This is a genomic window from Paraburkholderia ferrariae NBRC 106233 (genome assembly GCF_000685035.1).
Classification (GTDB): Bacteria; Pseudomonadota; Gammaproteobacteria; order Burkholderiales; family Burkholderiaceae; genus Paraburkholderia; species Paraburkholderia ferrariae.
In genome coordinates this window covers 41,273-54,358 of record NZ_BAYB01000012.1, presented here as the reverse complement: position 1 = coordinate 54,358, position 13,086 = coordinate 41,273, and the positions used below count along the sequence as shown (strand labels likewise).

Sequence of the window (13,086 nt, the reverse complement as noted above, 5' to 3'; positions counted from 1 at the left end):
CCCTTGCACGAGCGCATTCGTTCAGATCCCCAGCACGCCCTTCAACTGCGCCGCATCCACGCCGCTGCCGGCGAAGTCGTCGAAGGCATGCTCCGCCACGCGGATGAGGTGGCGCCGGATGAACTCCACGCCCTCTTTCGCGCCATCGTGCGGATGCTTGAGCGCGCACTCCCATTCAAGCACGGCCCAGCCCGGGTAGTCGTACTGCGTGAGCTTCGAGAAGATCGCGCCGAAATCGACCTGCCCGTCGCCGAGCGACCGGAAGCGCCCGGCGCGCTCGACCCAGCCGCTGTAGCCGCCATAGACGCCCTGCCTGCCGGTGGGGCGAAATTCGGCATCCTTCACATGGAAAGCCTTGATGCGCGGGTGATAGAGATCGATGAACGCGAGGTAGTCGAGCTGCTGCAGCACGAAGTGGCTCGGGTCGTAGAGGATGTTCGCGCGCGGATGATCGTGCACCGCCGCAAGAAAGCGCTCGAACGTTACGCCATCGTGCAGGTCCTCGCCCGGATGCAGTTCGTAGCAGACGTCCACGCCCGCCGCGTCGAACGCATCGAGAATGGGCCGCCAGCGCTGCGCGAGCGCTTCGAAGGCCGTCTCGACGAGTCCCGCCGGCCGCTGCGGCCACGGGTAGAGATACGGCCAGGCGAGCGCACCGGAAAACGTGACGTGCGCCTTCAGGCCGAGGTTCTGCGAAGCGCGCGCCGCCAGCATGAGCTGATCGATCGCCCATGCGGTGCGCGCCTCGCGGTTGCCGCGCACGTGCGGCGGCGCGAAGCCATCGAAGAGCGTGTCGTAAGCGGGATGCACGGCGACGAGCTGACCCTGCAGATGCGTCGAGAGTTCGGTGATCGCAATGCCGGTGTCGTCGGCGATCCGGCGCAGGTCGTCGCAATACGCCGTGCTCGCGGCGGCCTGTTCGAGATCGACGAGGCATGGGTCCGTGGGCACCTGGATGCCCTTGTAACCCAGATGCGCGGCCCAGCCGGCCAGATGCGCGAAGCTGTCGAACGGGGCTTCGTCGCCGAGAAACTGCGCAAGAAAAATCGCGGGGCCCTGGATGGTCTTCATCGGCCGCTCTCCTCCGGGGTCCGCCGCGCCCTGCGATTGCCCGCATGCAGGTGCGCGGCGGCGGTTGACGATGGCGAACCCGCCACACTCATCGGCATCAGCCAGGCGATCAGAATGGCGAGTCGGGGAAGTAGAACTCCTTCGCGTTCTCCTTCGTGATGAGCACCGAAGGAATGATCGTCTTCGCCGGCAGCGCCTTGCCCGCGAGGCGCGCCTCGGCCGTCATCCTGATCGCGTCGTAGATGAATTTCGGCGAATAGGAAACGTCGGCGCGGACCAGCGGGTCGCCGTCCATCACGCGCTTGACCATGTCCTTCGAGCCCGCGCCGCCGAACACGATCTTGACGTCGGTGCGCTTCGCCTGGTCGATCGCCTTGAGCACGCCCACGGCCATGTCGTCGTCGGCGGCCCAGACGGCGTCGATGTGCGGGAAGCGCGTGAGGTAGTCCTGCATCGTGCGGAACGCGTCGTCGCGATTCCAGTTGGCGTACTTCGCGTCGAGAATCTTCATGTTCGGGTAGTGCTTCAGCACCGACGTGAAGGCAGTCCAGCGCTCGTTGTCGAGCGTGGTGGGAATGCCGCGCAGCGCCACGATGTCGCCACGGCCGTTGAGCTCCTTCGCGAGGTATTCCGCGGGAATGCGGCCGAACGCCGTGTTGTCGCCGGCCACGTAAGCGTCCTGCGCGCTCGTGTCGGTGAGCCCGCGATCGACCACGGTCACGTACACGCCCTGCTTCTTCACCTGCGCGACAGGCTGCGTGAGCGACGCCGATTCGTACGGGAAGATCACGAGCGCGTTGATCTTGTTGACGGTCACGAGATCCTGGAGCTGGTTCGCCTGATCGGGCGCGTTGGCCGCGGTCTTCACGATGATCTTCAGATCCGGGTGCGCCTTTTCGAGGTCGCTCTTCGCCTTGTTCGCCCACCATACGATGCCGCCCGTAAAGCCGTGGTCGGCGGTGGGAATCGCCACGCCCAGCGTCACCTTGTCGTCGGCGCGCGCGATCCCCGCGCCGAACGTCGCCGCGAGGCCAAGCGCGAGTGCGCCCGCGCCGACGGCCCGAATCATCTTCTTCATGGTGTTGTCTCCTGTCATGCGCTCACGCGCGAGCGTCTCGGTGAAATTAGCGCTGCCTCCTTCGACTGCCGGTCTGCGATGCTGCGTGCTGCCTTCTTCTCTTGTTTCGCACTACGTATTTTTTCCGATGGGCGTGCTTTCGCCCTACCTGCGCCCGCGCTGCAGAAACGCCACGGCGATGATCGCCACGCCCTGCACGGCCGCGTTCAGATACACGCTGATGATGCTCGTGAGGTTGAGGATGTTGGCGATCACCGAGAGCAGCACGGCGCCGACCACCGTGCCGGCCACGCGCCCTTCGCCGCCCTTGAGCGCCGTGCCGCCCACCACCACGGCGGCGATCGCTTCGAGCTCCCAAAGCAGGCCCGTCGTGGGCGTGGCCGAGCCGAGCCGCGGCACGTAAAGCACGGTGGCGACCCCCACGCACATGCCGAGCAGCACATAGGTCGCGCACTTCACGCGATCGACGCGAATCGCCGCATAGCGCGCAACCTGTTCGTTCGAACCGATTGCCTGGACATGCCGGCCGAACGCCGTGCGATTGAGGATCAGCGCGCCGCCCAGCGCGACGAGCGCGAACACCCACACGGGCACCGGCACGCCGAAGAGGCTCGCGTAATACACGGGGCCGTACAGATCGACGAGATTGTTCTGCAGCGTGAGCGCGCCGCCGTCCGCGAGCCAGGTGAGCACCGAGCGGAAGATGCCGAGCGTGCCGAGCGTCACGATGAACGGCTCGATGCGTCCGCGCGTGATGAGCAGCCCGTGTGCGAGGCCGAAGAGCGCCCCGAGCACGAGCGCGAGCGCCATGCCGGTCAGCACGATTGCGAGCGGCGCCAACGTATGCGTACCCACGCCGGCTGCGAGCGTGTTCATGGTCCAGATCATCGCGCCCGCGATCAGCGCGGCCATCGAGCCGACCGAGAGATCGATGCCGCCCGAAATGATCACGAAGGTCATGCCGACGGCGATGATGCCGATAAACGAGGTGCGCGTGAGCACGTTGAGCAGGTTGCCGGCCGTGGCGAAGTCGCGATTGAGCGCGGTGCCCAGCACGCACAGCGCGATCAGCCCGAGCAGCGGCCCCACGCCCGCGAGGCGCTGCACGAGCGCGGCGAGCCGGCGCGCACGGCCGTGCGCCGCGGCGGCTTCAGTGGGTGCCGGTTGCATGGGCGATCAACTCCTCTTCGTTCAGATGGTCGCGCCCGAGCGTCGCGACGAGGCGCCCCGCCCGCATCACGGCAACGCGATGCGCGAGGCCGATCAACTCCACGAGTTCGGACGAAATGACGACTACCGCGCGCCCGGAGGCCGCGAGCCGCTGGATCAGGAAATAGATGTCGCGCTTCGCGCCCACGTCCACGCCGCGCGTCGGTTCGTCGAGCACGATCACGCGCGGGTCCGGTTGCAGAAACTTGGCGAGCGCGAGCTTCTGCTGGTTGCCGCCCGAGAGCATGCGCGCGCGGCTCGCCAGATCGCCCGTGCGGATGCCGAATTCGCGCACGGCTCTTTCCAGTGCGCGGCGCTCGGCCTTCGGGTCGAGCAGCAGCTTGCCGTAGCGATCGAGCGTCATGAGCGTGAGGTTGTCCTGCAGGCTCAGGTTCATGTGCAGGCCCCGGCCCTTGCGGTCCTCGCTCAGATACGCGAGCCCGTGGCGCACCGCGTCGCGCGGATGGCGCAGCGGCACCGGCCGCCCGTCGATCTCGACGACGCCCGCGCTGCGCTCGCGCAGGGCCACGATCGCCTCGAAAGCCTCGGTGCGCCCCGCGCCGACCAGCCCCGCGAAACCCAGGATCTCGCCCGCGCGCACCTCGAAGCTCAGATCCTCGACCCAGCCCGGCACGGCAAGGCCGCTCACGCGCAGCGCCACGGGCGCATCGGCGCGCGCCTCGGTTTTGTGCGGGAACATGTCGGAGACGTCGCGGCCCACCATCAGGTTCGCCATCTGCTGGCGCGCGAGCCCCGCCGTCGGGCTCGCCGCGACGAAGCGGCCGTCGCGCATCACGATCACGTCGTCGGTGATGCGCTCAACCTCGTCGAGCTTGTGCGAGATGTAGACGATGGTCGTGCCGTCCTCGCGCAGCCGCTCCATCAGCGCGAAGAGCCGCGCCGTCTCGGCGGGCGTGAGCGTCGCGGTGGGTTCGTCCATGATGAGCAGGCGCGCATGGCGCGAGAGCGCCTTCGCGATCTCCACCAACTGCTTCTCCGCCACGATCAGGTCGCGCACTTTCGTATCGGGGTCGCGTGCGAGCCCCACCTGCGCGAGCAACTCGCGCGCTTCGCGGCGCATCGCCGTGTCGTCGACCAGGAGGCCGCGCCGTTTTTCGTGGCCGAGGAAGATGTTCTGCGCGATCGTCAGATGCTCGGCGAGATTGAATTCCTGATGGATCAGCACGATGCCCGCCTGCTCGGCCTCGCGCGAGCCTTCGAAGCGGCGCGTCTCGCCGTCGATCGCGATCTCGCCCGCGCTCGGCGCTTCGTAGCCGGCCAGGATCTTCATGAGCGTGGACTTGCCCGCGCCGTTCTCGCCGAGCAGGCCATGAATGCGCCCCGGCGCGAGCTCGAAGCTCACGCCGTGCAGCACGCGCACGGGACCGAAGTCCTTGCGGATCTCGTGGAACTTCACGGCAACGCTCATGAGCGGCCGCTCCTCCTCGATGACGATGTGGGCGATCTGGCACACGCGGAGCCGCGGGCGGCCTGCGCCGCCCGCCCCGCTCCGCGGGTCCCCTCCTGCTTCTAGCGCTTCTACCGCGCTACCCCCGCTGCTATGCATTGCCGGCAGCGGCATGCGGCACCGCGCCGCCCGGCCTTTCCCTTGCCCCGCTCAGCCGCTCTGCCGCACCACCAGCCGGTGCGGCAGCAGCACGCCCGGCACGCGCGCCTCGCGAACGGCGAGACGCTGCAGCAGAAGCCGCGCGGCCGTCTCGCCGAGTTCGCGCATGGGCTGCGCGACCGTCGTGAGCGGCGGATCGATCTGCGCCGCCAGCGCGATGTCGTCGAAGCCCACCACGGCCACGTCGTCGGGCACGCGCCGGCCGGCGCCGCGCAGGCCGTTGATCACGCCCACCGCGAGCGTGTCCGAGACCGCGAAAATCGCGTCCGGCGGCGCAGCCTGCTGCATGAGCACCGCGGCCGCCCCGGCGCCCGCGCCATAGTCGAGGCAGTTCACGTTGACGCGCCACGCGTCGCGCGCTTCGAGCCCAGCCTCGGCGAGCGCGTCGAGATAGCCGTCGCGGCGCTGCTGGGCGTAGAGGTAGTGCTCGTCCGAATTGATGAGCGCGATGCGCCGCCGGCCGCGTGCGATCAGATGCCGCACGGCGTCGCGGGCGGCGAGGAAGTTGTCGATGCCCACGTACGGCACGCCCACGCCCGGATCGAATTCGCAGCAGGCCACCCACGGCAGCGCGGTCGATTCGGCGGCGAGCGCGTGCTGGACCGTGGCCGGATCGAGGCAGATGGCGCCATCCGCGCGATGGCGGCGCAGCAGGTCGAAGTAGCTGCGCTCGCGGCCCGCGTCGGCGCCGGTGTCGCACAACAGCATGAAATAGCCGTGCTGGCGCGCCACGCCGTCGATGCCGCGCACGATCTCCGCGTAAAACGGGTTGCCGAAGTCCGGCACCATGGTCAGGAGCAGGCGGCTCTCCGCCGTGCGCAGGTTGCGCGCGAGTTCGTTGACGCGGTAGCCGCTCGTCTCGATCTCGGCGAGCACGCGCTCGCGCGTGGCGGCCCGCACGTTCGCGTGGCCGTTGAGCACGCGCGAGACCGTCGCCACCGACACCCCGACGCGTGCCGCCACCTGGGCAATGGAGCCGCCGCGCGGCCCGGCGGCGTCCGGGCCGGCATGGCCGTCTGCCGCAGGGGGCTGCGCGGGGTCGGGCGGATTGCGTCGAGGCTGGGCGGGCATGGCCTGGCGGGTGTCGGGGTCGGGGTGTCGAGGTCGGTCGAGCAGTGCGGAGCGTTAAAAAGTCACGTCGAAAAGCGGCACCAAAATGTAATCGATTACATTTTTGGTTCGAAGCGCGCCAAAGTTCAAGTGCGCCGAAGCCAGGAGAAACACCAATGCCGCCGCGCCGATCCGCTGCCGTCCGGCAGGCGCCACGGCAAAGGGGTTTGATACAATCCTGCGGATCGCCCGGACGCCTTGCGTGGCGGGGTCCAGACCGCGATCCCAACCGAATCCGAACCACAACGCCCAGTCACCATGAACATCGAACAAGCGCGTTTCAACATGATCGAACAGCAGATCCGCCCCTGGGAGGTGCTCGACCAGGACGTGCTCAATCTGCTTTCGATCGTCAAGCGTGAGCATTTCGTCCCCGCCGCCTATGCGGACATCGCGTTCGCCGACCTGGAGATCCCGCTGCCCAACGGCCAGCACATGCTGGCGCCGCGCATCGAGGCGCGCGTGCTGCAGGAACTCGCGGTGAAAAAGCACGAAAGCGTGCTGGAGATCGGCGCCGGTTCGGGTTACATGGCGGCGCTGCTCGCCCACCGCGCGCAGAAGGTGTTGACGGTGGAAATCGACCCGGAACTCGCCGAATTCGCGCGCGCGAACTTCGTAAAGAACGGCGTGCTCAATGCGGAAGTCGCGCTCGGTGACGGCGCGCGCGGCTGGGCCGCCAATGCACCCTACGACGTGATCTGCGTCTCGGGCGGCCTGCCGGTCCTCCCGCAGGAGTTGCTGGAGCAGATCAAGGTGGGCGGCCGCATCGCCGCCTTCGTCGGCACCGCGCCGGTGATGGAAGCGCAGATCATCACCCGCATCGACGAAAAGCAATACCGTATTGCCAGCGTGTTCGAGACGTATGTCGAGCCGCTCGAAAACGCCATTCAACTGCCGCGCTTCAAGTTCTAGGATACGTCCCGGCGCGCGCCGGCCGCCGGGCGGCACGTTCTACCCGGCCCAGCCTTTTCACGACTTCGAGTTTTCCATGCAGAATCTGACCGCTCCCGCCCTTGCCGAATGGCTCGCCGATTCCTCGCGTGCCGCCCCTGTCCTGCTCGACGTGCGCGAGCCCTGGGAGATCGAGACGGCGAAGATCGCCGGCTGCGTGTCGATCCCCATGCGCGAAATCCCCGCACGCAGCGAAGAACTCGATGACGAGGCGCAGATCGTCTGCGTGTGCCACCACGGCGGCCGCAGCGCCCAGGTGGCGATGTTCCTCGAATCGCGCGGCTTTACGAAGGTGTTCAACCTGCAAGGCGGGATTGACGCGTGGTCGCGCCAGGTCGATCCCAAGGTGCCCACTTACTGACCGGCGGCAAGGCTGTCGCGGCCACGCGCCCGCCGGCCAGTTACGCTTGATTGATGGCTCCTGAAGAAGGGCGCGGTCCATGCCGCGCCCTTTTGCTTTTTAAGCGCGCGGTTTCGCTCGACGCGTCGCTCCCCTTCCCCCTCCCTCTCTCCTGCGCCTTGCGCAGCGCCAGCGCCCCCCGCAAAACGTACACAAGGGTGCAGCGCCCGCACCTTTCAGGCACCTGCATGCGCTTCGATGCATCGGCTGCCACACCTTGGCGCATCGGCGCGCGTGATCGCACGCCCGAACGCACTGAGACGATGCAAAGCGCCCGAACATGCGCCTTCGTGCACCAGTTTCGCCTGCGGGCGAGGGCCGTCGCACGGCCGCGCCGTCACGCCGCTGCCTTGATGCGCAGGCACCACGCATATTCGCAAGCCGTTTTCACAACTGGCACAGCGCTTGCAGAAAGAGACGCGCAAGACAGGCCATAACAAGGGGCGGCGCGTAACCACATGCGCCGTATCCGCGACTTACCCTCCCACCGTCAAGGGGAACTTAATGAAACGTCGTAGTCTGTTGAAACTGGGGACGATGTCCGGCGCGCTCGCGGTAGCGGGACGCATACCGTTCGCACACGCCGATACCGGCAGCGGGCCGATCAAGGTTGGCGTGCTGCATTCGCTCTCGGGCACGATGGCGATTTCGGAAACTTCGCTCAAGGATACGGCGCTCATGACCTTCGCCGACATCAACGCGAAGGGCGGCGTGATGGGACGCCAGATCGAACCGGTGGTGGTGGACCCGGCCTCCAACTGGCCGCTCTTCGCCGAAAAGGCGCGCCAGCTCCTCACCCAGGACAAGGTCGCCGCCGTGTTCGGCTGCTGGACTTCGGTGTCGCGCAAGTCGGTGCTGCCCGTGTTCGAGGAACTGAACGGCCTGCTCTACTACCCCGTGCAGTACGAAGGCGAGGAGATGTCGCGCAACGTGTTCTACACGGGCGCCGCGCCGAACCAGCAGGCCATTCCCGCCACGGAATACCTGATGAGCAACGAAGGCGGCGGCGCGAAGCGCTTCTTCCTGCTCGGCACCGACTACGTCTACCCGCGCACGACCAACAAGATCCTGCGCGCCTTCCTCAACGCCAAGGGCGTCCAGGACGCCGATATTCAGGAGGTCTACACACCGTTCGGCCACAGCGACTATCAGACCATCGTCGCCAACATCAAGACCTTCTCGCAAAGCGGCAAGACCTGCGTGATCTCGACCATCAACGGCGATTCGAACGTGCCGTTCTACAAGGAGCTCGGCAACCAGGGGCTGAAGGCCACCGACGTGCCCGTGGTCGCGTTCTCGGTGGGCGAGGAAGAACTGCGCGGCATCGACACGAAACCGCTCGTGGGCAATCTCGCGGCATGGAACTACTTCATGTCGCTGCGCAACCCCGAGAACACGAAGTTCAAGGCGATGTTCGCCGACTGGGTGAAGAAGAACAACCTGCCCGGCGGCAGCAAGCGCGTGACCAACGACCCGATGGAAGCGACCTTCGTGGGCATCCACATGTGGAAGCAGGCCGTGGAGAAGGCGAAGAGCACCGATGTGGACAAGGTGCGCGTCGCGATGATCGGTCAGGAGTTCGCGGCGCCGAGCGGCTACACGCTCAAGATGGACGGCAATCACCATCTGTGGAAGCCGGTGATGATCGGCGAAGTGCGCGCCGACGGCCAGTTCAACGTGGTGTGGCGGACCAGGACGACCATCCGCGCCCAGCCGTGGAGCCCGTACATCCCCGGCGACAAGGGCAAGCCGGATGTGGTGTCGTCGATTCCCGACTTCCTGCGCCGCCGCCGCGTGGCCTGAGTCAGCCCACCTGGCCTCGCAAGGACGCGGCCCGCCGGCCGCGTCCACATGATCCATCCGGTCGCCTTTTCAGGTCCTGCCCATGAAATTCCGCCCCTTTCTGCGCACGCTGGCCGTGTTCGCATGGCTTGGGTGCGCCAGCCACGCCGCGTTCGCGCTCGATGCCACCGACGTGACACCGCTTGGCGGCGACGACTTCGACGCCAAGTCCGCGGCCATCGACAAGCTCATCGCCACGCGCGACGCCGCCTCGCTCGCCCTGCTCAAGGCGCTCGCCAACGACGACGTGACCGCCACCGACGCGGGCGAAGTGCTCCTGCAGGACGGCGACACCGCACGCGACGCGATCACGGGCAAACCCGTTGCCGCCGACGTGGCGCAGTCGGCCCAGCCCGTCACGCTCAACAACCTGCTGCGCTCGAAGGTGGCCGGCGCGATCTCGGGCCTGCAACTGGACTCGCCCGACCTCGAAACGCGGCGCGCCGCCGTTGCGGCGCTCCTGAAGAACCCCGACCCGTCGATGAAGCCGATGATCGACGCGGCCCGCGCGAAGGAAACCGACCCCACGCTCAAGCGCCGCCTCGACACGCTCTGGGCGATGACCGCGCTGCACAACCCCGACGCCGCCATCCGGCTCGAAGCCGCGAAGCTCGTGGCCGCGCGCCACGATCTCGACATGTACGAACTGCTGCGCCCGCTCGTCGCGAAGACCGCCGCCGGCGCCTGGGCCGAGCCCGACGCGCGCGTGCGCGCCGCCGCGCAGAACGGCATCAATGCGCTCGATTCGATCCAGCGCCGCAACGAAATCCTCGGCACGCTGTTCGCCGGTCTCTCGCTCGGCAGCGTGCTGCTGCTCGCCGCGCTCGGCCTCGCCATCACGTACGGCCTCATCGGCGTCATCAACATGGCGCACGGCGAGTTCCTCATGATCGGCGCCTACGCCACCTATGTCGTGCAAACGCTCGTGCAGCGCTACGCGCCCGGCGCGTTCGACTGGTATCCGCTCTTCGCCATTCCCGTGTCGTTCGTCGCCGCCGCGCTGGTGGGCGCCGTGATCGAGCGCCTCGTGATCCGCCATCTCTATGGGCGGCCGCTCGAAACGCTGCTCACCACCTTCGGCATCAGCCTGATCCTGATTCAGGCCACGCGCACGATCTTCGGCGCGCAAAACGTGGAAGTGGAAAATCCCTCGTGGATGAGCGGCGGCGTGACCGTCATGCAGAGCCTCATCCTGCCGTACAACCGGATCGCGATTCTTGCGTTCTCGCTGATCGTGGTGGGCATTGCGTGGGCCGTGCTCACGAAAACGCGCCTTGGCCTCTTCGTGCGCGCCGTCACGCAGAACCGCCGCATGGCGGCGTGCGTGGGCGTGCGCACCGCGCGCGTCGATGCCTGGGCGTTCGCGTTCGGCGCCGGCATCGCGGGACTCGGCGGCTGCGCGCTCTCGCAGATCGGCAACGTCGGGCCGGACCTCGGCCAGAGCTACATCATCGATTCGTTCATGGCCGTGGTGCTGGGCGGCGTGGGCCAGATCGCGGGCACCGTGATCGGCGGCTTCGGGCTCGGGCTCATCAGCAAGGCCATCGAACCGTTCTGGGGGGCCGTGCTTGCAAAGATCGCGGTGCTCGTGCTGATCGTGCTGTTCATCCAGAAGCGTCCGCAGGGGCTGTTCGCCTTGAAGGGCCGCAGCGCGGAGGCATGAGATGACCATCGCCACCCATGACACCGCCCACGCGCCCTATGGCGCGCCCACGCCGCGGCACGGCGACGACCCCGAAACGTTCGCGCTCGGCCTGCCCGCGCGGCCGCCGCTGCTCTCGCGCGGCGCGTGGCTCGCGCTCGTCGCGCTCATTCTCGCCATCGGGGTGGGCGTGCCGCTGTGCGCGCTGGTGCTGCCGCAATCCAGCGCGCTCCACCTCTCGGCCTACTCGATGACGCTCGCCGGCAAGTTCATGTGCTATGCGATTGCCGCGCTCGCGCTCGATCTCGTGTGGGGCTACTGCGGCGTCCTGAGCCTCGGCCACGGCCTTTTCTTCGCGCTGGGCGGCTACGCCATCGGCATGTACCTGATGCGCGAGATCGGCCACGACAGCGTGTACGGCAGCGACCTGCCCGACTTCATGGTGTTCCTGAACTGGCACCGGCTGCCGTGGTACTGGGAAGGCACCCAGCATCTCGGGTATGCACTCGCGCTCGTGGTGCTCGTGCCCGCCGTGGTGGCCTGGGTGTTCGGCTTCTTCACGTTCCGCTCGCGCGTGAAAGGCGTGTACCTCTCCATCATCACGCAGGCCACGACCTTCGCGGCCATGCTGCTCTTCTACCGCAACGAAACGGGCTTCGGCGGCAACAACGGCTTCACGGACTTCAAGCGCATCGCGGGCTTTCCCATCACGCATCCCGGTACGCGCACCGTGCTGTTTCTCATGACGTTCGCCGCGCTCGTGCTGGCCTTTCTCGCGGCGCGCGCGATCGTCACCTCGAAGCTCGGCCGCGTCGTGACCGCCGTGCGCGACGGCGAAACGCGCCTCATGTTCCTCGGCTACAGCCCGCTTGGCTACAAGCTTTTCGTGTGGACCGTTTCGGCCATCCTGTGCGGCATCGCGGGCGCGCTCTACGTGCCGCAGGTGGGCATCATCAACCCGAGCGAGATGTCGCCCGGCAACTCCATCGAAATGGCGATCTGGGTGGCCGTGGGCGGACGCGGCACGCTCATCGGCCCCATCATCGGCGCCTTCGCCGTGAATGGCGCGAAGAGCTTCTTCACCGCCTACTTCGCCGAATACTGGCTGTTCTTCCTCGGCCTGATCTTCGTGCTCGTCCCGCTGTTGCTGCCCAACGGGATCATGGGCCTCGTCGAGCTTGCCCTGAAGCGGATGAAGGGCACGACGGGGACGCACGGAACGAAGGGAGCCCGCAAAACATGAAGCCGGAACACGAGGCGCGCATGAACGGACACGCAATATTGCACGACCCGCTGGGCCACAACCCCTTCGACAACGCAGGCGAGCACGACGAACTCACGCTTTCCGGCGTCGCCGGACTGGGGCATGTGGTCGAACCCGGCGCGATCGACACCTCGCACGGCACGATCCTCTATCTGGAAGACGTGACGGTGAGCTTCGACGGCTTTCGCGCACTCAACAAGCTCACGCTCTCGATCGACGTGGGCGAGCTGCGCTGCGTGATCGGCCCGAACGGCGCGGGCAAGACGACGATGATGGATGTCATCACGGGCAAGACCGAACCCGATTCGGGCAAGGTATTCCTCGGTCAGACGCTCGACCTCACGCGCATGAACGAGCCTGCGATTGCACGCGCCGGGATTGGCCGCAAGTTTCAGAAGCCTACGGTGTTCGAGCAGCACCCCGTGTGGGAGAACCTCGAACTCGCGATGAAGGCGGACAAGGGCTGGTTCGCCTCGCTGCGCGCGCGCCTCGGCCGCGAAGCGCAGGCAAAGATCGAAGAAACGCTCGAGGTGATCCGGCTGGAGGGCGACGCGCGGCGACTCGCGGGCGAACTCTCGCACGGCCAGAAACAGCGGCTCGAGATCGGCATGCTGCTGATGCAGCAGCCCGCCCTGCTGCTGCTCGACGAACCGGCGGCGGGCATGACCGACGACGAAACCATGGAACTCGCGGCGCTCCTGAACCGGCTGCGCGGCGGCTGCTCGATGATGGTGGTCGAGCACGACATGGAGTTCGTCGCGGCGCTCGCTGGCGAAACCGGCCGCGTGACCGTGATGGCCGAAGGCAGCGTGCTGGCCGAAGGCACGCTCGACGCGGTCAAACGCGAAGAAGCGGTGATCGAATCGTACCTGGGACGCTAGGCAAGACTGGC

The 13,086-nt window shown here is 67.2% G+C and carries 12 protein-coding genes; 6 read left to right on the top strand and 6 right to left on the bottom strand.

Annotated elements, in window-relative coordinates:
• Window positions 1–21 precede the first annotated feature (21 nt).
• The 6 genes from BFE01S_RS14110 to BFE01S_RS14085 form a co-directional block, all read right to left on the bottom strand.
• Window positions 22–1,071, bottom strand: a complete 1,050-nt coding sequence (locus tag BFE01S_RS14110; protein WP_028226070.1) for a sugar phosphate isomerase/epimerase family protein — start codon at window positions 1,069–1,071, stop codon at window positions 22–24.
• A gap of 109 nt (window positions 1,072–1,180) precedes the next feature.
• Entirely contained in the window at window positions 1,181–2,149 is a 969-nt protein-coding gene (locus tag BFE01S_RS14105; protein WP_028226069.1) for a substrate-binding domain-containing protein, read from the bottom strand.
• Between the two features lie 144 nt (window positions 2,150–2,293).
• On the bottom strand, window positions 2,294–3,319 hold the full coding sequence (locus tag BFE01S_RS14100; RefSeq protein ID WP_028226068.1) for an ABC transporter permease: 1,026 nt from the start codon (window positions 3,317–3,319) through the stop codon (window positions 2,294–2,296).
• Window positions 3,300–4,787 carry a sugar ABC transporter ATP-binding protein gene (locus BFE01S_RS14095; protein ID WP_028226067.1) on the bottom strand — a complete coding sequence of 496 codons (1,488 nt, stop codon included), beginning with the start codon at window positions 4,785–4,787 and terminating at the stop codon, window positions 3,300–3,302. The genes BFE01S_RS14100 and BFE01S_RS14095 overlap by 20 nt, the downstream gene beginning before the upstream one ends.
• A gap of 189 nt (window positions 4,788–4,976) precedes the next feature.
• On the bottom strand, window positions 4,977–6,056 hold the full coding sequence (locus tag BFE01S_RS14090) for a LacI family DNA-binding transcriptional regulator (RefSeq protein WP_042337660.1): 1,080 nt from the start codon (window positions 6,054–6,056) through the stop codon (window positions 4,977–4,979).
• A gap of 54 nt (window positions 6,057–6,110) precedes the next feature.
• The gene (locus BFE01S_RS14085) at window positions 6,111–6,368 is read right to left on the bottom strand and encodes a hypothetical protein (RefSeq protein ID WP_156967006.1); all 258 of its coding nucleotides are present in this window, start codon (window positions 6,366–6,368) and stop codon (window positions 6,111–6,113) included.
• On the opposite strand from BFE01S_RS14085, the gene BFE01S_RS14080 reads away from it, so the two are divergent.
• The 6 genes from BFE01S_RS14080 (at window position 6,354) to urtD (ending at window position 13,075) form a co-directional block, all read left to right on the top strand.
• Entirely contained in the window at window positions 6,354–7,007 is a 654-nt protein-coding gene (locus BFE01S_RS14080) for a protein-L-isoaspartate O-methyltransferase family protein (RefSeq protein WP_028226064.1), read from the top strand. The two genes, BFE01S_RS14085 and BFE01S_RS14080, sit on opposite strands and share 15 nt — an antisense overlap.
• A gap of 76 nt (window positions 7,008–7,083) precedes the next feature.
• Window positions 7,084–7,407 carry a rhodanese-like domain-containing protein gene (locus BFE01S_RS14075; protein WP_028226063.1) on the top strand — a complete coding sequence of 108 codons (324 nt, stop codon included), beginning with the start codon at window positions 7,084–7,086 and terminating at the stop codon, window positions 7,405–7,407.
• Between the two features lie 543 nt (window positions 7,408–7,950).
• Window positions 7,951–9,249, top strand: coding sequence for an urea ABC transporter substrate-binding protein (urtA, locus tag BFE01S_RS14070; protein WP_028226062.1), 1,299 nt, complete (start codon window positions 7,951–7,953; stop codon window positions 9,247–9,249).
• Window positions 9,250–9,331: 82 nt separating this feature from the next.
• Window positions 9,332–10,951 carry an urea ABC transporter permease subunit UrtB gene (urtB, locus tag BFE01S_RS14065; protein WP_028226061.1) on the top strand — a complete coding sequence of 540 codons (1,620 nt, stop codon included), beginning with the start codon at window positions 9,332–9,334 and terminating at the stop codon, window positions 10,949–10,951.
• Between the two features lies 1 nt (window position 10,952).
• On the top strand, window positions 10,953–12,173 hold the full coding sequence (gene urtC / locus BFE01S_RS38585; RefSeq protein WP_042337659.1) for an urea ABC transporter permease subunit UrtC: 1,221 nt from the start codon (window positions 10,953–10,955) through the stop codon (window positions 12,171–12,173).
• A complete protein-coding gene (gene urtD, locus BFE01S_RS14055; RefSeq protein ID WP_407668211.1) occupies window positions 12,170–13,075 on the top strand; it encodes an urea ABC transporter ATP-binding protein UrtD in 906 nt (301 codons plus the stop codon). Before urtC ends, urtD begins: the two co-directional genes overlap by 4 nt.
• The last annotated feature ends 11 nt before the right edge of the window (window positions 13,076–13,086 follow it).

What these genes read in the sequence shown, in the direction of transcription:
- urtC (WP_042337659.1), top strand. Translation starts at nt 10,953, where the DNA reads ATGACCATCGCCACCCATGACACCGCCCACGCGCCCTATGGCGCGCCC.
- BFE01S_RS14075 (WP_028226063.1), top strand. Translation starts at nt 7,084, where the DNA reads ATGCAGAATCTGACCGCTCCCGCCCTTGCCGAATGGCTCGCCGATTCC.
- urtD (WP_407668211.1), top strand. Translation starts at nt 12,170, where the DNA reads ATGAAGCCGGAACACGAGGCGCGCATGAACGGACACGCAATATTGCAC.
- BFE01S_RS14090 (WP_042337660.1), bottom strand. Translation starts at nt 6,056, where the DNA reads ATGCCCGCCCAGCCTCGACGCAATCCGCCCGACCCCGCGCAGCCCCCT.
- BFE01S_RS14105 (WP_028226069.1), bottom strand. Translation starts at nt 2,149, where the DNA reads ATGAAGAAGATGATTCGGGCCGTCGGCGCGGGCGCACTCGCGCTTGGC.
- BFE01S_RS14080 (WP_028226064.1), top strand. Translation starts at nt 6,354, where the DNA reads ATGAACATCGAACAAGCGCGTTTCAACATGATCGAACAGCAGATCCGC.
- BFE01S_RS14100 (WP_028226068.1), bottom strand. Translation starts at nt 3,319, where the DNA reads ATGCAACCGGCACCCACTGAAGCCGCCGCGGCGCACGGCCGTGCGCGC.
- urtB (WP_028226061.1), top strand. Translation starts at nt 9,332, where the DNA reads ATGAAATTCCGCCCCTTTCTGCGCACGCTGGCCGTGTTCGCATGGCTT.
- BFE01S_RS14110 (WP_028226070.1), bottom strand. Translation starts at nt 1,071, where the DNA reads ATGAAGACCATCCAGGGCCCCGCGATTTTTCTTGCGCAGTTTCTCGGC.
- urtA (WP_028226062.1), top strand. Translation starts at nt 7,951, where the DNA reads ATGAAACGTCGTAGTCTGTTGAAACTGGGGACGATGTCCGGCGCGCTC.
- BFE01S_RS14095 (WP_028226067.1), bottom strand. Translation starts at nt 4,787, where the DNA reads ATGAGCGTTGCCGTGAAGTTCCACGAGATCCGCAAGGACTTCGGTCCC.